General features: G+C 41.3%; 20 protein-coding genes and 1 riboswitch. Of the genes, 17 read left to right on the top strand and 3 right to left on the bottom strand.

Annotated features, from left to right (window positions below):
• A complete protein-coding gene (locus ACIQXH_RS13595; RefSeq protein ID WP_403123995.1) occupies positions 1-1194 on the top strand; it encodes a flagellin N-terminal helical domain-containing protein in 1194 nt (397 codons plus the stop codon).
• A 125-nt stretch (positions 1195-1319) separates the two neighbouring features.
• Here ACIQXH_RS13595 and ACIQXH_RS13590 read toward each other — a convergent pair whose 3' ends face one another.
• Together ACIQXH_RS13590 and ACIQXH_RS13585 are read right to left on the bottom strand one after the other, a co-directional pair.
• The gene (locus ACIQXH_RS13590) at positions 1320-1640 is read right to left on the bottom strand and encodes a transposase (RefSeq protein ID WP_403123991.1); all 321 of its coding nucleotides are present in this window, start codon (positions 1638-1640) and stop codon (positions 1320-1322) included.
• Entirely contained in the window at positions 1588-2277 is a 690-nt protein-coding gene (locus ACIQXH_RS13585) for an IS110 family transposase (RefSeq protein WP_403124278.1), read from the bottom strand. The genes ACIQXH_RS13590 and ACIQXH_RS13585 overlap by 53 nt, the downstream gene beginning before the upstream one ends.
• Before the next feature lie 204 nt (positions 2278-2481).
• Here ACIQXH_RS13585 and flaG point away from each other — a divergent pair, with 204 nt between their 5' ends.
• The 6 genes from flaG to ACIQXH_RS13555 all read left to right on the top strand — a co-directional run bounded on the left by flaG (position 2482) and on the right by ACIQXH_RS13555 (position 6911).
• Entirely contained in the window at positions 2482-2844 is a 363-nt protein-coding gene (gene flaG / locus ACIQXH_RS13580; RefSeq protein ID WP_403123989.1) for a flagellar protein FlaG, read from the top strand.
• An 11-nt stretch (positions 2845-2855) separates the two neighbouring features.
• Positions 2856-4388, top strand: coding sequence for a flagellar hook-associated protein 2 (locus ACIQXH_RS13575; protein WP_403123987.1), 1533 nt, complete (start codon positions 2856-2858; stop codon positions 4386-4388).
• 23 nt (positions 4389-4411) lie between these two features.
• Positions 4412-4813, top strand: coding sequence for a flagellar export chaperone FliS (fliS, locus tag ACIQXH_RS13570; protein WP_402870612.1), 402 nt, complete (start codon positions 4412-4414; stop codon positions 4811-4813).
• Positions 4813-5157 carry a flagellar protein FliT gene (fliT, locus tag ACIQXH_RS13565; RefSeq protein ID WP_403123984.1) on the top strand — a complete coding sequence of 115 codons (345 nt, stop codon included), beginning with the start codon at positions 4813-4815 and terminating at the stop codon, positions 5155-5157. The genes fliS and fliT overlap by 1 nt, the downstream gene beginning before the upstream one ends.
• Before the next feature lie 256 nt (positions 5158-5413).
• A complete protein-coding gene (gene hpf / locus ACIQXH_RS13560; protein WP_402870618.1) occupies positions 5414-5971 on the top strand; it encodes a ribosome hibernation-promoting factor, HPF/YfiA family in 558 nt (185 codons plus the stop codon).
• A 692-nt stretch (positions 5972-6663) separates the two neighbouring features.
• Positions 6664-6750: riboswitch (cyclic di-GMP riboswitch) on the top strand.
• A gap of 32 nt (positions 6751-6782) precedes the next feature.
• On the top strand, positions 6783-6911 hold the full coding sequence (locus ACIQXH_RS13555) for an anti-repressor SinI family protein (RefSeq protein ID WP_403123982.1): 129 nt from the start codon (positions 6783-6785) through the stop codon (positions 6909-6911).
• A gap of 101 nt (positions 6912-7012) precedes the next feature.
• On the opposite strand, the gene ACIQXH_RS13550 is transcribed toward ACIQXH_RS13555, so the two are convergent.
• Positions 7013-7333, bottom strand: coding sequence for a helix-turn-helix domain-containing protein (locus ACIQXH_RS13550; protein ID WP_402870625.1), 321 nt, complete (start codon positions 7331-7333; stop codon positions 7013-7015).
• 415 nt (positions 7334-7748) lie between these two features.
• On the opposite strand from ACIQXH_RS13550, the gene secA reads away from it, so the two are divergent.
• From secA to ACIQXH_RS13500, 10 genes are all read left to right on the top strand, one after another.
• A complete protein-coding gene (gene secA, locus ACIQXH_RS13545) occupies positions 7749-10262 on the top strand; it encodes a preprotein translocase subunit SecA (protein WP_403123979.1) in 2514 nt (837 codons plus the stop codon).
• 169 nt (positions 10263-10431) lie between these two features.
• Positions 10432-11530, top strand: a protein-coding gene (gene prfB, locus ACIQXH_RS13540) for a peptide chain release factor 2 (protein ID WP_402870630.1) whose coding sequence is annotated in 2 segments (ribosomal slippage) — positions 10432-10503 and positions 10505-11530 — 1098 coding nt in all. Because the reading frame shifts where the segments join, the coding sequence is not laid out codon by codon here.
• A gap of 170 nt (positions 11531-11700) precedes the next feature.
• The gene (locus ACIQXH_RS13535; protein WP_403123976.1) at positions 11701-12564 is read left to right on the top strand and encodes a YitT family protein; all 864 of its coding nucleotides are present in this window, start codon (positions 11701-11703) and stop codon (positions 12562-12564) included.
• 53 nt (positions 12565-12617) lie between these two features.
• Positions 12618-12962 carry a cytochrome c551 gene (gene cccB / locus ACIQXH_RS13530; RefSeq protein WP_402870636.1) on the top strand — a complete coding sequence of 115 codons (345 nt, stop codon included), beginning with the start codon at positions 12618-12620 and terminating at the stop codon, positions 12960-12962.
• A 276-nt stretch (positions 12963-13238) separates the two neighbouring features.
• Complete coding sequence (gene ftsE, locus ACIQXH_RS13525) at positions 13239-13925, top strand: cell division ATP-binding protein FtsE (protein ID WP_402870638.1); 687 nt, start codon at positions 13239-13241, stop codon at positions 13923-13925.
• On the top strand, positions 13915-14808 hold the full coding sequence (ftsX, locus tag ACIQXH_RS13520) for a permease-like cell division protein FtsX (RefSeq protein WP_402870641.1): 894 nt from the start codon (positions 13915-13917) through the stop codon (positions 14806-14808). The genes ftsE and ftsX overlap by 11 nt, the downstream gene beginning before the upstream one ends.
• 113 nt (positions 14809-14921) lie before the next feature.
• The gene (locus ACIQXH_RS13515; protein ID WP_403123972.1) at positions 14922-16298 is read left to right on the top strand and encodes a murein hydrolase activator EnvC family protein; all 1377 of its coding nucleotides are present in this window, start codon (positions 14922-14924) and stop codon (positions 16296-16298) included.
• 130 nt (positions 16299-16428) lie between these two features.
• Entirely contained in the window at positions 16429-17853 is a 1425-nt protein-coding gene (locus ACIQXH_RS13510) for a S41 family peptidase (RefSeq protein ID WP_403123969.1), read from the top strand.
• A gap of 198 nt (positions 17854-18051) precedes the next feature.
• Positions 18052-19245: a PDZ domain-containing protein gene (locus ACIQXH_RS13505; protein ID WP_403123966.1), complete on the top strand. Its 1194-nt coding sequence runs from the start codon at positions 18052-18054 to the stop codon at positions 19243-19245.
• A gap of 64 nt (positions 19246-19309) precedes the next feature.
• Positions 19310-19798 (top strand): hypothetical protein, encoded by a 489-nt coding sequence (locus ACIQXH_RS13500; RefSeq protein ID WP_402870653.1) that lies wholly within the window; start codon positions 19310-19312, stop codon positions 19796-19798.
• The last annotated feature ends 27 nt before the right edge of the window (positions 19799-19825 follow it).

The raw sequence follows: 19825 nt of genomic DNA, 5'->3' as shown, positions 1-19825 counted from the left end.
ATGATTATCAATCACAATATCGCAGCTCTTAACACACATCGTCAGTTAGGTAGTGCTACTAATGCACAATCTAAATCAATGGAAAAATTAGCATCAGGTATGCGTATTAATAAAGCTGGGGATGATGCAGCTGGTCTTGCGATTTCGGAAAAAATGCGTGGGCAAATTCGTGGTTTGGATCAAGCAGGGAAAAACTCACAAGATGCAATTTCTTTGATTCAAACTGCTGAAGGTGCATTAAACGAGACACATGACATCCTACAACGTATGCGTGAACTTGCAAACCAAGCAGGTAATGATACTAATACTACAAGTGACCGTGGAGAAATTCAAAAAGAGATTAACTCTCTAACTTCTGAAATCAACCGTATCGGTAATACTACTGAGTTCAATACACAAAAATTGCTTAACGGAGAAAAGGACGGAGCTGGTTCTGCGGCAGTAACTGCAGTTCAAGGTAAATTCGCAATCGGAGTGACTGACCCTGCAACAGCGGGTATTACAATTAATGGAACCAACGTAAAAGGAGCAGATTTAGCTACATTAGCTACAAATATTGGAACAGCTTTGACTGCTAAATTCACTGCAGCAGAAGGTACTGGGGTGGATGCTGGAAAAATTATCATTACTCAAAAAACTGGCCAAGAATCTGCTAGTGAGCCAACTGTCGCTGGAGGTAACATCACAACACAGACAGCTGGAGTAGTGGCAAAAGCAGCCGTAGCAGCAGATGATAGTAAAAGTCTTAAATTCCAAATTGGAGCAAACCAAAATCAGAGCTTAACTCTTGATATTGCTGATATGAGAGCGTCTGCTTTAGGTCTTACAACTGTAGGTACTGGAGATAAGCTTGCTGTAACAAACGGGACAAATAATACAACTACTGAACAAGCATTAGATGTATCTAATCACGCATCTGCATCTGCAGCTGTAACAACAATTCAATCAGCAATCGATAAAGTATCGGCAGAACGTTCTAAACTTGGTGCAAACCAAAACCGTTTAGAGCACACAATTAATAACTTAAACACATCTTCTGAAAACCTAACTGCTGCCGAATCTCGTATAAGAGACGTTGATATGGCTAAGGAAATGATGAACCAAACTAAGAACTCTATTCTTTCTCAAGCAGCACAAGCAATGTTGGCTCAAGCTAACCAACAACCGCAAGGCGTACTTCAATTACTTCGTTAATCTTTGGCCCCACGGCTTAGATTAGCTAAAAAGAAAGAGACTCTAGGGATTTTCCTAGGGTCTCTATTTATGCACTCTCATTCTCTAATACAGGCTGTCTGTAAGGTGTTTTATTCTTCATAATACTAAATACTAAATACTATGTTTACTAGCCTTCTTTCTACATAGACCATGGCTTGTTTCTTCTTGCGCCCCTCTTTTATTTTACTCTGATAGTATTCATACAAGATTGGATTCATATTTTTTCTTATTTGTGTTAAGGCAAGGGAGTAGAAGGCTTTGTTAAGTTCTCTGTTACCTAATTTGTTTGAATAATTTCTTTGGCTCTCCCCCGAACTGTGTTCCAGTGGAGCTATTCCAGCCAATTTAGCTAGTTTATTTGCCTTAGGAAACCTATTGACAACTCCTATATTGGCTATGAAAGTAGCTGCCAGTACTGTATCCATTCCATTTATAGTCTTGAGCGGATAAGTTATCAAGGGTTTTATCAAGACCATCAATCTGATTTTCTATATGTTCGAGGGAATTTATGAAAGATATCACACTTTCATTTTGTTCCTTCTGATAATCTGTCTTATTCCAGCCGTTACTATCAATAGCTAATAATATCTCTTTTGCCTTCTTTCTAGGTACTGATTTATTAAAATTTTTTAGTTCTTCTATCAGTTCCCGCTCTGTTACCCCTTCAAGTAAGTTTGGTGAAGGATATTTCTTGAAGAAACCTTTTGTCGTTTTACTTTCTAGATCCTCTTTATGCATGGGGTAATGATGAACAAGGATATTCTGAAGTGACATTTTGATATTGGCTGTCATTTGAACATAATTGTTTCTAGTATTGAGTGTTTGTTTGATGGCAAGATATACATCTTGAGGATAGGTAAAAGGGAGATGCTTATATTCAAAAATAAGAGTTTTAGCAACCGCAAGAGCATCAAGCTCATTAGATTTATTGTGATTAGTTCCAATACTTCTTTGTTTCTTTGTATAAGAAGAATTAACTTCTTTTACTATGAAACCTGAGTCAAGTAGGTATCTGGCAAGGCTTCTACCATAAAAATTAGCATCTTCTAAACCAAATACAATTTCTTTCCCGCAAATTCTACTAAGTAATTTCTATTTATTTGGATTAATAAGAGAATGTGACAGAATAAGAGAGTTACCTTCAAAAATGTTTAAAATAAACCCTTTCTGATATTCGCTAAATCTACATACCCCATTCCAATCCCTAAATATTAACTGGCAAATACCGATATAAAAAGTAAAGATATCTTATTGGGGGCAAAAGAGATGTTGGAGAGTCTATCGACGAATATTCTTTCCTCGCAACTTAGAACAGCAATCTCAGAAGGAATCAGTACGTATTATCAAAGAGAAATCAATACAGTAGCATATTCAGAAAAAAGTGTGGAATCGAATGATAATCCAACAAAAGAAAAGGTCCAGGAGGTAACTGAAAGTTTAAATACCTTTCTAAACCCAACACACACAGCGGTACGCTTTGAATATCATGAAAAACTGGACGAGTATTATGTTAAGGTCGTTGATGACATAACGAATGAAACAATCAGAGAAATTCCTCCAAAAAAGCTTCTAGACTTTTATGCGGCAATGACGGAATTTGTCGGAATAATGGTGGACGAAAAAATATAAGCAGGTGATGAATGATGGTACGTGTCAGTGGATTAGCAAGTGGGATGGATATTGATGAAATAGTGAAAAGTATGATGCAGGCAGAACGAGTGCCTTTGGATAAATTAACGCAGAAGAAACAATACTCTGAGTGGCAACGGGATGATTATCGATCGGTCAATACAGCATTATCTGAATTGGATAAACTGATCTCAGATGGAGTTGGAAAACAATCTTCGTTTATCAAAAAGACGGTGTCTGTATCAAACCCAGATGCAATATCTGTGCGAAATGTTAATTCAACAAGTGATTTTACGGGGAAGATAAATGTAACAAACCTTGCCACGGCGGCGACTATGACGAGCAAACCAATAAAAGAGGTAGATAAAGATACGGGTAAGCCTATAAAGATTGATTCAAAAGAGCCGTTATCTAAATATGGGTTGGTAAAGCATGAAATTTCGATATTAGCGATTAATAAAGATGGCGTTTTTGATTTGGATGAGAGTAAGGTGAAGAAACCTTATACACTTACCATCGAACCAACTGATACATTAGATAGTGTTATTAATAAAATTAATGCTAACTCAGGGGTAACAGTCTTCTTTGATCAGAACTCTCAGCAGTTTTCTATTACTGCTAAGAATACTGGTGATGTAGAGGGTGCAGCAGAGATTGAATTGGGTGGGGAATTTTTTACTGGTTTATTAGAAATGAGTAATAATAATTCAGAGGCAGGAGGCACAGCTGGAACCAACGCAACGGTAGAATACAATGGCTTAAAAATTACCCGACCATCGAACACCTTCCAAATCAATGGAGCAGAAATTACCGTAAAGAAACCAACAACGGAAGCTGTTACGTTCTCCTCCAAAGCTGACGTAGACACTATTTTGGACACGGTCACTCAGTTCGTGAACAAATACAACGAAATCATCAAAAAAATTCAAGACAAAACTAGTGAATCGAAATATCGTTCCTATACGCCTCTTACTACAGAGCAAAAGAAAGCGATGACCGAAGATGAGGTGAAGCTTTGGGAAGAAAAGGCGAAGAGTGGGACGCTGAAAAATGACTCTACTCTAAAGAACCTTCTCACAACGATGAGGTCCTCTCTTTATACTTCAGTCAGTGGTATGACAGGGACTAATACGCTTAGTAAGTTAGGGATTACTACCACAAGTAATTACTTAGAAGGTGGTAAACTCACCATTGATGAGGATAAGCTGCGTGCGGCCATTTCAGAAGATCCGAATGCAATTTATAAACTGTTCATGACTGAGGGTAAGGGTACGGAAAAAAGTTCACAAGGCCTGGCACGTCGTTTGCGGGCGGATATTCAATCATCCATGAAGGTGATTACAGAAAAAGCGGGTAAGGCCGGTTATGTAAATAATATGTTTACCATTGGGAAATCGGTCAATGGGCTGGATACTAGAATTTCCACATTCGAGGCAAAGTTAGTAAAACTTGAAACCCGTTACTATAATCAGTTCACAGCCATGGAGAAGGCGATATCGAAAGCGAATAGTCAAAGCTCTAGTTTATCGCAATATTTTAGCTAAGTAAGAAAGGAAGAATAAAAGAAATGGCCATTAATAATCCATACCAATCTTATCAACAAAATTCAGTGAATACAGCATCGCCGGGAGAGCTTACACTCATGCTTTATAACGGATGTCTGAAGTTCATTCTACTTGGTAAAAAAGCCATTGAAGCGGGTAAGATTGAAGAAAAGAATACGAATATCTTAAAGGCCCAAAACATCGTTCATGAGCTGATGGTGACCTTGAATATGGATGTTGCCGTATCGAAAGACTTGATGAGCCTCTATGATTATATGAACCGTCGCCTGATTGATGCTAATTTGAAGAATGATATCGCGGCTCTGGAAGAAGTGGAGGGGCTTGTTACCGAGTTCCGTAACACATGGAAGGAAGCCATTCAATTGAACCGACAAAAACAATTCGTCCAAAGTGGCCAAGTTTGATGGTGCTTCAAGATTTTCATGATGTCACCACTGAATTACTAACCGTCTTGCAGGACCAAAATATTGTCGAACGTGATGATCGAATCGATCGAATCACCAAGTTGCTTGACCGTCGTGAAGCGTGTCTTTCGCATATCCAACCGCCTTTTTCTGATGAAGAGCTACAATTGGGACGTCAATCCATTCTTTTGAATCAGCAGGTCGATCAATTGTTGTTGCTCCAAAAGCAAGAGATTCAGCGGGATATCAAGGAATTGAACCAGAAAAAGAAAACTTCGAATAAATACACCAATCCCTATGAGAATCTTTCCACGGATGGCATGTTTTACGACAAAAAGAAATAAACCCTTACCCAAACCGTTTGAATTTCAAACGGTTTTTGTGTAATTCTTTTCTAAAATTTCTGTTAATTTTAATGGCTAATTTTTTCTTTATTGGGCAGTGTTTGGTATAATAGAGCTAAGGTAGACATCAACCTTTTTCAAACCTTCCGACAATTGTTTCATAATTTCGACATATTTCATGATGTGTTTCTAAAGGAAACCGGAGGGGTATTGTAGAATCTAACTGTATAGTCTTAATTTAAGGAGGACTCACTTTATGAATTACAACGTACGCGGTGAAAACATTGAGGTAACTCCAGCAATTCGAGAATACGTCGAAAAGAAAATTGGCAAGTTAGAAAGATATTTTAACAATACGCCAGATGCAAATGTGCAAGTGAATTTGAAAGTGAACAATAATACGTCCAAGGTCGAAGTGACGATTCCGATGCAGAATTTGGTTCTTCGTGCTGAAGAAGAAAATGCGGACATGTATGCCGCAATTGATTTGATCAATGACAAGCTAGAACGCCAAATTCGTAAACATAAAACGAAGGTCAACCGAAAATTCCGCAACAACTTATCCAATACACCCGAAGCATTCGCTTTTGCTACGGAAGTCGATGAAGTGGCGGATGAATTCGAAGATGACAGCGATATTGAAGTGGTCCGTAACAAACGCTTCGATTTGAAGCCGATGGACAGTGAAGAAGCGATTCTGCAAATGAATATGCTTGGTCACAGTTTCTTCGTTTACACGAATGCGGATACGAATACAACCAACGTCGTGTATCGCCGGAAAGATGGACGATACGGATTAATAGAACCAAGTTAATTTAATCATGAAATGCATGGAAGCACCGTCCAGACTCTGGGCGGTGCTTTTTAGGCATGCTCCTTTTCTATTTATCGATATAGGTATAAGGTAACGGATTCTTTTTCGAATTTAAGACTGTTTCAAAAATTTAAGAAGGTATATTCCTTTCATAACAGGTGTTCTCAAATGAAGTAGAGTAAATTTATTTTTCTTTAAAACGAACAAAAAGCGTTCTTTTATGAGAAAAATAGCTTTTTATACCCATTCCTATACTCCCTTAATTTGGCATATAATCAACTTACTTGTTCTTTAAAAAGAACAAGTGGTTAATAAGGTGTAGAGGGGATGGGATGTTGTTTCGGAAAAATTGCCATACATGCAATAGGGCTTCGTTTAGTAGTTCGGAAATGGGGAACTGGTTTTGTCCGACCTGTGGCGAGGATTTGACCGTGCAAAAGGCCTTTGATGCCCTGTCGGTGGAGCGAATTAATATGTCTCATCGCCTGAATGAAAAGAGCAAGGTTTTTTATTATCTTAAAAAGCGAACGTGATCTTTCGTTTCATGTAAATCCATCCTTGATTTTCTCCCACTTGTTGTAATTTGTCGATAAACATTTCCTTATTTTGGGTAACTGACGACATAAACTAGCAACATATGTAGGGTGTATTCCCTATAATAAGATTGTAAACTATGCATTTAGTAATATTTATCGAGAAAAAGGCAAACTTATCGAAAGGTGAGGGCGCAAAGGCACAGGTCTAAGGCTGTAAGGAGCTAAGATGGCTGGTCTGCCTGAAATACAAGGTAGTATTTTAGGAGGTTGATAAAATGATTACGACGGAAATGGATCAAGAGTGGATGACGTTGATTTTGGAGGCAAAAAGCTTAGGATTAACGAAAGAAGAGATCCGTGATTATCTTGCACGGGAGTCATCGAAGGGGAATGGCGAAAAATGAGAAAGATGTGGAAAGCATCCCTATAAACAGTATGGAGCATGGCTGTTTATAGGGATGCTTTCGTTTGCGTAAATAGATTGATATACTTTCTATCTACTATTCTATTCGTTGCTCTTTTTCCATTTGTTAAACTCAATAAATTCTCGGAATTGTTGTTTTGAAACACCTGAATGCATGGCATCTTCAACGATTTTTATCCAGTCGGTATCCAGGATTTCCTTATTGGGAGCATCGTAAAGAAGGGCATCAACAGGAACATGAAGCACTGCAGAGATTTTTTCCAAAAATTGAATGGAAGGGTTCGTTTGTAAGTTCCGTTCGAGCGAACTTAAGTAAGACTTGGCTACCCCTGCTTTCTCGGCTAGTTCAGTCATCGACATTTTCTTTTCTTCCCGCAGCTTTTTAACACGCTCACCGATCATCATTACCACCTCGAAACTAGTTCTATTTATCCCGCAGAATAAGCTTTGTTAACCCACTTACAGTGTCTTCTACCATCCAGGTTTTCAAGGGAATGGTATCAACTATCATTGAACCATCTCATTATAGTAGTTGAGAGATATAGCCTTTTATAAAGACCAGCTGTGCAAACGTGGGCCTACTTATATGTATTTTAAATCTTCCCTCTATTTTAACAGTTTTTGTCCTGTTTTATCCATTGTTTTTCTCAAGAAGTGATATCTGGCCCATAGTCCTGAAAGTGACATGAAGTTGTACCTCATGAATAGAAGTGGTAAAATTAAGACTAGATTATTATCGGCAGAAGGTGTGTTCCTTCTTACTTATATGAATGAACGATATTGAATGATCATTTTCCCAATAGAGGAGCGTTAATGAATGCTTAATATATTAAATAAAGTTTTTGATCCGAATAAGCGTGAACTTAAGCGGTTAGAGAAAGTGGCTGATCAGGTCGAAGCGCTGGCGGATGAGATGGCTTCGTTATCGGACGAGCAGCTGACTGCCAAAACGGAAGAATTCAAGAAACGTTATCAAAACGGGGAAACTGTGGATGATTTGCTCGTTGAGGCGTTTGCTGTCGTACGTGAAGGGGCAAAGCGGGCCCTTGGCATGTATCCTTTCCGCGTTCAGATCATGGGTGGGGCGTCCCTTCATGATGGGAATATCTCTGAAATGAAAACAGGTGAAGGGAAAACGTTGACCTCGACCATGCCCGTTTATTTAAATGCGATTACTGGCAAAGGCGTTCATGTCGTGACCGTCAATGAATACCTCGCACAGCGTGATGCGACGGATATGGGTGTGTTATATAATTTCCTCGGACTGTCTGTCGGGTTGAATCTGAACAGTCATTCTAAAGAGGAAAAACAAGAAGCATACAATGCGGATATCACGTATAGCACGAATAATGAGTTAGGCTTCGATTACTTGCGTGACAATATGGTGCTCTATAAAGAACAAATGGTACAACGACCATTGCATTATGCGGTCATCGATGAAGTCGATTCCATCTTGATCGATGAAGCGAGGACGCCATTGATCATTTCCGGTGCAGCGCAAAAGTCAGCCCAGCTTTATATCCAGGCGAATGCGTTTGTACGTACCCTGAAAAAAGATACGGATTACACGTATGATGAGAAAACCAAAGGCGTGCAATTGACTGAAGAAGGTATGAACAGGGCTGAAAGAGCGTTCAATATTGATAATTTATTCGATATCAATCATGTGACATTGAACCATCATATCAATCAGGCATTGAAAGCGCATGTTGCCATGCACTTGGATGTGGATTATGTGGTCCAAGACGGCGAGATTGTCATCGTTGACCAATTTACGGGCCGTTTAATGAAAGGTCGCCGTTACAGTGAAGGACTTCATCAGGCCATTGAAGCAAAAGAGGGGCTAGAAATTCAAAATGAAAGCATGACCCTTGCGACGATTACTTTCCAGAACTATTTCAGGATGTATGAAAAACTTTCCGGTATGACGGGTACGGCCAAGACGGAAGAAGAGGAATTCCGTAACATCTATAATATGAATGTTATCGCGATTCCAACGAACCGGGATATTGTCCGGGATGACCGACCAGATCTCATTTATGCGTCAATGGACGGGAAATTCAGAGCGGTCGTGGAAGATATTGCAGAGCGTCATGTAAAGGGACAGCCCGTGCTGGTTGGTACGGTCGCCATTGAGACTTCGGAGATCATTTCCAATTACTTGACGAAAAAAGGCATTCCTCATAACGTGTTGAATGCGAAGAACCATGAGCGTGAAGCGGAAATCATCTTGAATGCAGGGAATAAGGGAGCGGTTACGATCGCCACGAACATGGCCGGCCGTGGTACGGATATCAAGCTAGGTGAAGGCGTCAAAGACGTGGGCGGGCTTGCCGTCATCGGGACGGAACGTCATGAAAGTCGCCGGATTGATAACCAGCTGCGTGGTCGTTCTGGTCGTCAGGGAGATCCAGGGGTCACTCAGTTCTATCTATCCATGGAAGATGAATTGATGCGTCGCTTTGGTTCGGATAATATGAAGAGTATGATGGCGCGCCTTGGCATGGATGATTCCCAACCCATTCAAAGCAAAATGGTGTCAAGAGCCGTTGAATCCGCTCAGAAACGGGTTGAAGGCAATAACTTCGATTCTCGTAAACAATTGCTGCAGTATGATGATGTTCTTCGTCAGCAACGTGAAATCATATACAAACAGCGTTTCGATGTAATGGAAAGCGAAAACTTGCGTGAAATCGTTGAAACGATGATCACGGCATCCATTCAACGTAATGTTGCAGCTTTTGCGCCAATGGGCGATGAGGAAGGCTGGAACTTGCAAGGACTTGTCGATTACTTGAACGGCAATCTATTCCAAGAGGGTGAGATTACAATTGCCGATTTGGATGGGAAAGATGAATCGGAACTAGTTGAATTCATTCTAGGAAAAGTAAAAGAAAGTTATGATCAAAAAGAAGCCGAGCTTTCAGAAGAGCAAATGCGCGAGTTCGAAAAAGTGATCGTGCTTCGGGCGGTGGACAGCAAGTGGATGGATCATATCGACGCGATGGAACAATTGCGTCAAGGGATTCACCTACGTGCATATGGTCAAATCGATCCGCTTCGTGAATACCAATCAGAAGGCTTCGCGATGTTTGAAAGCATGATTGCTTCGATGGAAGATGAGGTCACTAAGTACATTATGAAAGCTGAAATCCGCAATAACTTGGAGCGGAAGGAAGTCATAAAAGGACAAGCGGTCAATCCGAAAGAAGACGAAGGCGGCAAAGTGAAGAAGGCGCCGGCTCGTAAATCAGAAGATGTCGGGCGAAATGCTTTATGTCCATGTGGCAGCGGAAAAAAATATAAGAATTGTCATGGCAACTTAGCCTGAAAATAGGTGTATAATGGAGAAGAGACGGATAAGTTAAATGAACTTACCGCCTCTTTTCATGTTTCGTTTAGTAAAGCGGACGGGATGCATATCGTTTTGATGAGGTATATTTGCATGAAGTAAATCCCGATACGGGATTTTTTTTAACATACTAATGAGGTGAATAGAAATGGAAATGGCAGAAATCAGAAACGAATTAGAAAGAACAGCGCAACGATTAACGGACTTTAGGGGGTCTCTTTGACTTAGATGAAAAAGAGGCACGCATTGCACAACTAGAAAATGAGATGACGCATCCTGACTTTTGGAATGATCAACAAAAGGCTCAAGGTGTCATCAATGAAACAAACGCATTGAAAGAACAAGTCGACCAATTGGCCGAGTTGAATGATTCATATGAAAATCTCGATTTGACGTATGAACTGGTCAAAGAAGAGAATGATGAAGATCTTATGACGGAGTTAGTGGAAGAAATCACGATTCTTTCCCAAAAGATGAATGACTTTGAACTACAGCTTCTACTAAGTGAAGAGTATGATTCGAAAAATGCCATTCTGGAACTGCATCCTGGTGCAGGCGGAACAGAGTCCCAAGATTGGGGTTCCATGTTGCTACGCATGTACACTAGATGGGGCGAAAAAAGAGGATTCAAGGTGGAAACCCTTGATTACCTTCCAGGTGATGAAGCGGGAATCAAGAGTGTAACGCTCCTATTCAAAGGCCATAACGCTTATGGCTATTTGAAAGCGGAAAAAGGCGTGCACCGTCTTGTCCGGATTTCTCCTTTCGATTCATCAGGCCGCCGTCATACTTCGTTCGTATCATGCGAAGTCATGCCGGAATTCGATGAAACGATTCATATAGATATCCGTACGGAAGATTTGAAAATCGATACGTACCGGGCAAGTGGCGCCGGCGGTCAGCACATTAACACGACTGACTCAGCTGTCCGGATTACCCATTTACCAACGAATACGGTCGTAACGTGTCAAAATGAGAGATCGCAAATCAAAAACAAGGCCCAAGCGATGAATATGCTGAAAGCCAAATTATATCAACTTGAGATCGAACAGCAACAAGCCGATTTGGATGAAATCCGCGGTGAACAGAAGGAGATTGGCTGGGGAAGCCAAATCCGCTCTTACGTCTTCCACCCTTATTCCATGGTAAAGGATCACCGTACAAGTGCGGAGACCGGAAACCTTGGAGCAGTGATGGATGGGGATATCGATATGTTCATCGATGCTTATTTACGTTCTAAATTATAAGAGGTATGAATCGAACCGGATCTTATTCGGTTCGATTTTTTTGTACAACATTTCAATTCATTAGTCCTTTACCACGTCATCTGGCTGTTATTTACAGGAAATGAACAGGGATGCTATACTACTTTCGGTTAAGACTAATTAAATAGAAGGATTATGAGGAGACAACCAGAATGAGAAAGAGATATCGGGAGCCAAAGCACCCTTTGATACAAATTTTGATGGAATATGGCCTCGTATTGGTAGGTTCAGCAATCATTGCGATTGGATTCAATGTATTTCTACTACCGAACCAGGTCGCTTCAGGCGGGGTCAGCGGAATCAGCACGATTCTATATACGACGCTAGGTTGGGAGCCGGCATACGTTCAGTGGGCCTTTAATATTCCTCTATTCATTGCCGGACTTATTGTGCTTGGACGGAATTTTGGGGCAAAAACGTTCATCGGGACATTATTTTTACCGTTTGTCGTCTTTTTGACAAAGGAATGGGAACCATGGACGAACGATGCGTTACTCGGATCCCTTTGTGGCGGTATCCTGGTCGGATTGGGATTGGGCATAGTCTTTCGCGGGAAGGCTTCCACTGGGGGAACGGATTTAGCGGCGCAGATCATTCATAAGTATACCAATTTGTCATTGGGGACCTGTGTGGCAATCATTGACGGTCTCATCGTCTTGAGCGCGGCCATTGTTTTTGATATCGAAAAAGGGCTGTATGCCTTGATCAGCTTATATGTCACAAGTAAGACCATCGACCTGATCCAGGTTGGATTGAATCGTTCCAAGATGGCATTAATTATCACGAATAATGAACCCGAAGTTAGGGATGCTATTATACATGAACTAGACCGCGGTGTTACACGGATTTCCGGGCATGGCGGCTATACGGATGATTCCCGTCCGATTTTAATGTGTGTCATCGACCAATCCGAATTCATTAAATTGAAACAATTGGTCAAAGTCGTTGACCCTAAAGCATTCGTGATCGTCATGGATGCCTCAGAAGTACTTGGGGAGGGTTTTAAACTCGATTGAAATTGGTATAATGTTTCTGTACTGGTAGACTTGAGAAGAAGGGGGCTTGTCCAATGAAAAAGAAATGGTTAGCTTTACTATTAGGTACATCTCTTGCGCTTACTGCTTGCGGGGGGAATGACGATAATAACGCAGATAAAGAACCGGCAACGGATACTAATGAAACGACCACGGCTGGTGCCGGTGATGCAGCCAAGATTTATGAAAATAAATGTTCAAGTTGTCATGCTGTGAATCTTGAAGGCGGCGTAGGCCCGAATTTAACGGAAGTCGGTTCGCGTTTGTCGAAAGATGAAATTGAGCAAATCATCTTGAAAGGCCAAGGTGGAATGCCAAAAGGTGTCATCATTGGTGATGATGCATCAAAAGTAGCCGATTGGCTTTCCGAACATAAGTAACATTTCTACTGAAACGTCCTCCTTTAGGCTGGACGTTTCATCCATCCTCTTCATAAAATCCCCTATTATTTCCATTCGTTTTTCCGTATACTAGATAGATAGTCTTACCTCACTCTTTGAAATGAAACTGTAATATTTTTATGCTTAATTTGACAAACTTTGATGTTATAATGTTCCTGTGCTTAAAACGAAATGATTCCTGTCGTTATTTAAAAAATGCTGTCGAAAAAAACGCTTTTAATAGATAAGTTAACAAGCAAATTAGGTGGTTTTAGAATGATAGAGATGATAGATGTCAAAAAGACCTATTCTAATGGCGTCATAGCCATTAATGGGTTGAATGTAAAAATACAGCCAGGCGAGTTTGTTTATGTAGTGGGTCCAAGTGGTGCCGGCAAATCGACCTTCATCAAAATGATGTATCGGGAAGAAAAGCCGACAAGTGGAAATATCTTGGTTAATGGTGTCAGCCTACCAAAAATCCGCAATTCGAAAGTTCCTCTATTTCGCCGTAATATCGGGATGGTCTTCCAGGATTTTAAACTCCTTCAAACTTTCACAGTCTACGAAAATGTTGCCTTTGCAATGGAAGTCATCGAAAAAGAACCTGAAGTCATTAAAAAGAGAGTCATGGAAGTTCTCGATCTAGTAGGGATCAAGCATAAAGCCAGAATGCGTCCTGCAGAGTTATCAGGTGGAGAACAACAAAGGGTTGCGATTGCCCGTTCAATCGTCAATGACCCCAAGGTGGTTATTGCCGATGAACCTACAGGGAATCTGGATCCTGAAACATCATGGGAAATCATGAGCATATTTGAAGAAATAAACAAGCGCGGAACGACACTTATCATGGCTACGCACAATAAAGATATTGTTAATAACTTTAAACGTCGTGTAATTGCCATTGAAGGTGGAAAAATCGTTCGCGATGAACATAGAGGTGAATACGGATATGAAATTTAGAACACTCGTCCGTCACTTCCGTGAAAGCTTTAAAAACATTGGTCGTAATGGTTGGATGACGTTTGCATCAGTAAGTGCTGTAACAGTCACTCTAACATTGGTTGGCGTTTTTTTAGTGATTATGATGAATTTGAATCATATCGCGGGTAATGTCGAAAACGATGTCGAAATTCGTGCGCATATTGATAATGCAGCGAGTAAAGAGGATATACAAGCAATCAGCAAGCAGATAACGAGTATAGGTGGAATTGATAGTGTTGTCTTCTCCCCTAAGGATGAAGAGCTCACCAATTTAATTGATGATTTAGGCGATAATGGAGATGCCTTTAAACCATTTGAACAAGACAACCCTTTACGGGATGTTTATATCATTAAAACGAAAACACCTCAAGATGTGATCAAGGTAGCGAAAGAAATCGAAAGCATCAATTATATTCAAAGCGTTAAATATGGACAAGGTTATGTTGAAAACCTATTCAGTTTTGTCGAAATTGCTAGAAATATCGGGATTGTACTTATCGTAGGGTTGCTTTTCACAGCCATGTTCCTCATCTCGAATACGATTAAAATTACGATTGTGGCTAGGAAAAAAGAAATTGAGATCATGAGATTGGTAGGGGCAACAAACAACTTCATTCGTTGGCCATTCTTCTTAGAGGGACTCTGGTTAGGAATCCTTGGTTCTGTCGTGCCTATCGCCCTGATTTCAGTACTCTACTACAATCTGTTCAATTATATATCACCACAGATTACGTTTAAATTCGTAGACTTTTTACCAGCAAGTCCATTCATTTACCAAGTGTCGGCGATTCTTATCATCATGGGCGCCGTGATTGGAATATGGGGAAGCTTAATGTCCGTTAGAAAATTCTTAAAAGCATAAGCGAACAAACTTTACAATTCTTTTACACTCGAAATACGAAGAAGAAATTCATTCAAAATAGAGAGACGTTGCATGGCACGAGTTGTAACGAGATTGAAAGGGGAAATGGAACATTGAAAAAGAATATTATCGCGGTGAACGCGACAATCATGATTGGCTTGGGGAGCATTTTGGCTGCTCCTTCAGCTTTTGCTGAATCCATTTCAGACTTAGAGCAAAAGAAGGCATCTATACAGGAAAAACGTTCGGGTGTTGAAGCGGACATTTCCACTACCTCAGAAAAAATCAATAACCTCCAGAATAAACAACTGACGGCTGAGGAGCAAATCGCTGCCATTGATGCGAAAATTGCAGAATCAGCAAAGAAAATTGATGCGAAAAATGCTGAAATCACTCAAACAAAAGAAGAAATTGAAGTATTGAAAGCAGAAATTATAGTGTTGCAAGAACGTATCGCTAAGCGTAACGACGTTCTGAAGGAACGTGCCCTTTCCTTCCAGGAGTCCGGTGGAGATTTGAATTATGTGGAAGTATTGTTCGGATCATCTAGTTTTAGCGATTTAATTGACCGTGTAGGAGCTGTTGCAGCCATTGCAGAAGCCGATCGCGAGATTTTGAAACAACATGAGCTGGATAAAAAAGAGCTTGAAGAAAAGCAAAAGGCCGTAGAAACGAAGCTTGCTAGTTTAGAAGTGGCTAAAGCTCAACTTTTACAAATCCAAAATCAACAAAAACAGCAGAAAGAACAAAAAGCTGCGTTAGTTAAGAAATTAAAGAAACAAACGAAAAAAGAAGAAGAAAATAAAATGGGCTTAGAGGAAGAAAAGGCGAACCTTGCTGCTCAAGAAACAGCTATCAAGTCAGCCATCGACTTAGAGAAGAATCGTCTAGCTGAATTAGAAGCAGCTCGTAAAAAAGCAGCAGCTGAAGCGAAAAAACGTGCAGAACAAGAAGCGGCAGCACAGGCAGCGCAAGCAGCTCAAGCGAAAAAACAAGCTCCTTCCCATTCTAACTCTAGTTCTAATAGTAGTTCATCATCATCGTCATCATCACAAGCTCCGGCTAGTGTAAGTGCTGCACCGGCTGTATCGTCGGGAACATTTACACGACCAAGTGCAGGTTATGTATCTTCACAAATGGGCGAGCGTTGGAATAAGCAACATGCCGGGATTGATATTGCCGCTAGCGGAACAGTGCCTGTTGTAGCAGCGGCAGACGGAGTCGTAAGTCGTTCGTATACGTCCTCTTCATACGGCAATGTAATCTTTGTTACCCATAATATTAGTGGCCAAACGTGGACAACGGTTTATGCACATTTAAGTTCAAGACAAGCTAGTACAGGTGCAGTCGTTGCCAAAGGTCAACAAATTGGGATCATGGGGAATACCGGACATTCTTATGGACAGCATTTGCACTTTGAGCTTCACAAAGGTACGTGGAATTACAGCAAGTCCAATGCAGTCAATCCATTAAGCTACATACCTAACTAATACCCAATATATGAATCATAAAACAGACTAGGATCACATCCTAGTCTGTTTTTTTGCTCTGTTCAAAAGCATATTTACCCGAACCTACTCATATAGTGAAAAATATATCGGGGTAGAAAAGGGGATAAATATGGTCAAAAAATGGGTAATTCCTCTGGCAATCATGATGTCATTAGTTATTGGGGCAGCAGGGGGCATGTATTGGACAAGCACCCAGGATAAACACGAGATGAAACAGGGAAGCCAAGAGGGGATAAAAGATCAGGAGTGGGCAAAAGTGGAACAAGCTTACGGGTTGATCGTGAGCCAGTATGTTGAACAGGTAGACGGCTCAAAGCTCATCGAAGGTGCCATTCAAGGCATGCTGGCAACATTGAAGGATCCATATTCCGTATATATGGACAAGGAGACCGCAAAGCAGTTCAATGAGACCTTGGATTCCTCGTTTGAAGGGATCGGTACGGAAATCGGGATGGAGGACGGGAAGGTCATCATTGTCTCTCCCTACAAGGACTCCCCGGCTGAAAAGGCAGGATTAAAGCCGAAGGACCAAATCCTAAAGGTGAATGGGGAAAGTGTCGAAGGGTTGGACCTCTATGAAACTCGGTTGAAGATCCGTGGGAAAAAGGGCTCTTCAGTCAAAATGGAAATAAAACGTGCCGGTGTATCCAGTCCAATCGAATTCAATATGGTTCGTGCAGAAATTCCATTGGACACGGTTTTTTCTTCGACCAAGGAAGTAGCGGGTGAGGAAATCGGGTATGTGGAGTTGACCACATTCTCGGAAAATACCGCATCGGATTTTAAAAAGCAGTTGAAGGAACTTGAGAAGAAGGGAATCGAAGGGCTGGTGATCGATGTCCGGGGGAATCCGGGCGGTCTCCTTTCAAGTGTGGAGACGATTTTAGGCGAGTTTATTACGAAAGATAAACCATATTTGAAAATAGCCGAAAGAACGGGTGAGACGCAATCCTTTTTCACCGAGCTGAAGAAAAAGAAGGACTACCCCATTGCCGTCCTGACGGATAAAGGCAGTGCCTCGGCTTCGGAGATCCTTGCCGGTGCCATGGAGGAGGCCGGGGGATACCCGCTGATTGGCGAGAAGACGTTCGGTAAAGGGACGGTTCAACAGGCAGTCCCAATGGGAGATGGCAGCAATATCAAGCTTACGCTGTACAAGTGGCTGACACCATCTGGTAACTGGATTCACAAAAAGGGAATCGAACCGACGATTGAAGTCAAGCAACCGGTGTACTTCAACGCCCATCAGTTAACCATCGAAAAGGTATTGAAGCGGGACATGACAGACGACCAAATTCAGTATGCGCAAACGATCCTAAAAGGGATTGGTTTTGAAACAGGGCGTGAGGATGGGTACTACGATTGGAATACGGAGATTGCGGTCAAGGCTTTTCAGAAGCAGTATGGGATGAAAGCGACTGGTAAGTTGGATGCTAAGACCGCAGCTAAGCTAGAAACCGTCATCTTGGAAAAAATTCAGGATGAAGATAATGATATTCAGCTACGGACGGCTTTGAATTATTTGGCGAAATAGAAGAAGGAGGCAACGCCCATCGGGTGTTGCCTTTTTACTTGGCAGGAAAGGGGAAAGATTCATTTCATCTATTAGAGCGGATACAGTTTTTTCTACATCTTAATAGGCAGGAAGCTGACATATTTGATAGAATAGGAAGTAACTGACTAGAACGATTGATACATACTTTTAATCACTTATAGGGATGGTGGAGAGAAATTGACAACGGATTGGCTTATTGATTGCTTAATAGGATTGGGAAAACTCTTCCTTCATCCATTGCTTTACGTTTCCATTGCTTATTGTTTATTCATTGGCTATCTTCGGGTTAAACGGGAGCGCCGTGATTTCAATACGAAGATTTATAGGAAAACCATGGAGCTTCGGGCTTTGCTTCTACAGGGAATCGTCACTGGGGTGATTCTGTCACTCATCGCGCTGGTGTCTGGCCTTGTCATACCGATGGCGGCGGTGGTCATCATGGCGGCAGTCTCGGTCCTAGCCGTCTTGACCATGAAAAGGAGACTGGTATCACCTGTTTATACGTTGGGTGTCACGTTCTTTATCCTTTTCTTTCTAAATGGTAAGGATTTGCCACTTCCTATTTTCACGGATGCATTTGACCAACTGAATCAATCGGTTTATCCGACACTTGTGATATTGATTGGGCTTTTGTTGATGGCGGAAGGTTTTCTTATCGTTAAGAAAGGCAGTAAAAAGGCATCACCGCAGTTAGAGGTTTCAAAGCGCGGGCAGCCGATTGGCGTTTATGTTTCGCAACGTATTTGGCTGATTCCGATGTTCGTACTGATTCCTGGGGGAGAACTGCCCGTTCCTTTTGACTGGTATCCCGTATTCTCCATTGGTGAAGTGTTCGTTTCTCCAATCGTTCTGCCATTTTTGATTGGATTTAGGCAGAAGGTTCATGGATCGCTTCCGGAACAGGCAATAAAGGCCCAAGGTAAGCAGGTAGGGACACTTGGCATATTGATTACAGTCTTGGCGGTCGTCAGCTACTGGTATCCACTATTGGCAATCATAACAGCTGTTTTAGCGATCCTTGGTCGGGAATTCATCCATTATGCGCAAAAGAATTTGGACGAAAAGCAACCGTTTTACTTTTCGAAAAGCAAGCTTGGCGTCCAGATTCTAGGCGTTATCCCTGAATCACCGGCTGACAAGATGGGATTGGTCAAGGGTGAAATCATCTCAAAGATCAATGGGGTTGTCGTCAGGGAAGAAGAAGAGTTGTACCGGGCGCTGCAAAAGAATCGGGCCTATTGTAAGTTAGAGGTCATCGGCATTAATCAACAAATGCGCTTTGTGCAACGAGCCTTATTTGAAGGGGAACATTATGAATTGGGCATCCTTTTTGTGGATGATCAATTGAAAGAGAGTGGCCAAGCAGGATAGAAACGGCCGGATCTTTCTGAATAGTAACTGAAACCACTTAGATGATAGATCTAGGTGGTTTCTTATGTGGGTAGACGAAATGAAAAGTGAAGGTGCGAATATGGATATGACGATGAAGATGAAGAGTATGAAGAGTATTTTGATAGTATTATCATGCTTGTTCTTATATGGATGTCAACCAGGTGGGAAAGACGGGAGAAAGGAAAGTTCTGCCCCCGTTGACCTTATAGGGGAGTGGCATGGGGAAGAAATGAGTTTAGATGGAAATCGTTATACAGGATTTTACGCGTTTGACATCGAGAAAAATGGGAAATTTTCTTTGTATGATGCTGAAGCGGGGAACCCGGGCATCCAAGGAGAGATTACACAATATGATGGGGAATCTCTGAAAATGAAGACAGGGGATGAAGCAGATTTTGATGTACCTGCAGAATGGGCAGGATTAAAGCATTCCGATACTCTGTTGTATGAAATAAAAGGGGAAAAATTATATATGAGTTACAAAGATAAACAGGATAAGCATACGCTTGTTTTTTCTAAATCCAGTTATTGAACGATTTTTCACAAGAAACCCCCAAAA

This window comes from Peribacillus sp. NPDC097225, from assembly GCF_044761955.1.
Taxonomy (GTDB): Bacteria; Bacillota; Bacilli; order Bacillales; family DSM-1321; genus Peribacillus.
This window is presented reverse-complemented; position numbering and strand designations above follow the sequence as displayed.

Excerpts from the sequence above, each read along its gene's own strand:
- ACIQXH_RS13595 (WP_403123995.1), top strand. The coding sequence starts at position 1 with ATGATTATCAATCACAATATCGCAGCTCTTAACACACATCGTCAGTTA.
- ACIQXH_RS13590 (WP_403123991.1), bottom strand. The coding sequence starts at position 1,640 with ATGGATACAGTACTGGCAGCTACTTTCATAGCCAATATAGGAGTTGTC.
- flaG (WP_403123989.1), top strand. The coding sequence starts at position 2,482 with ATGTTGGAGAGTCTATCGACGAATATTCTTTCCTCGCAACTTAGAACA.
- ACIQXH_RS13575 (WP_403123987.1), top strand. The coding sequence starts at position 2,856 with ATGATGGTACGTGTCAGTGGATTAGCAAGTGGGATGGATATTGATGAA.
- fliS (WP_402870612.1), top strand. The coding sequence starts at position 4,412 with ATGGCCATTAATAATCCATACCAATCTTATCAACAAAATTCAGTGAAT.
- fliT (WP_403123984.1), top strand. The coding sequence starts at position 4,813 with ATGGTGCTTCAAGATTTTCATGATGTCACCACTGAATTACTAACCGTC.
- hpf (WP_402870618.1), top strand. The coding sequence starts at position 5,414 with ATGAATTACAACGTACGCGGTGAAAACATTGAGGTAACTCCAGCAATT.
- ACIQXH_RS13555 (WP_403123982.1), top strand. The coding sequence starts at position 6,783 with ATGATTACGACGGAAATGGATCAAGAGTGGATGACGTTGATTTTGGAG.
- ACIQXH_RS13550 (WP_402870625.1), bottom strand. The coding sequence starts at position 7,333 with ATGATCGGTGAGCGTGTTAAAAAGCTGCGGGAAGAAAAGAAAATGTCG.
- secA (WP_403123979.1), top strand. The coding sequence starts at position 7,749 with ATGCTTAATATATTAAATAAAGTTTTTGATCCGAATAAGCGTGAACTT.
- ACIQXH_RS13535 (WP_403123976.1), top strand. The coding sequence starts at position 11,701 with ATGAGAAAGAGATATCGGGAGCCAAAGCACCCTTTGATACAAATTTTG.
- cccB (WP_402870636.1), top strand. The coding sequence starts at position 12,618 with ATGAAAAAGAAATGGTTAGCTTTACTATTAGGTACATCTCTTGCGCTT.
- ftsE (WP_402870638.1), top strand. The coding sequence starts at position 13,239 with ATGATAGAGATGATAGATGTCAAAAAGACCTATTCTAATGGCGTCATA.
- ftsX (WP_402870641.1), top strand. The coding sequence starts at position 13,915 with ATGAAATTTAGAACACTCGTCCGTCACTTCCGTGAAAGCTTTAAAAAC.
- ACIQXH_RS13510 (WP_403123969.1), top strand. The coding sequence starts at position 16,429 with ATGGTCAAAAAATGGGTAATTCCTCTGGCAATCATGATGTCATTAGTT.
- ACIQXH_RS13500 (WP_402870653.1), top strand. The coding sequence starts at position 19,310 with ATGTGGGTAGACGAAATGAAAAGTGAAGGTGCGAATATGGATATGACG.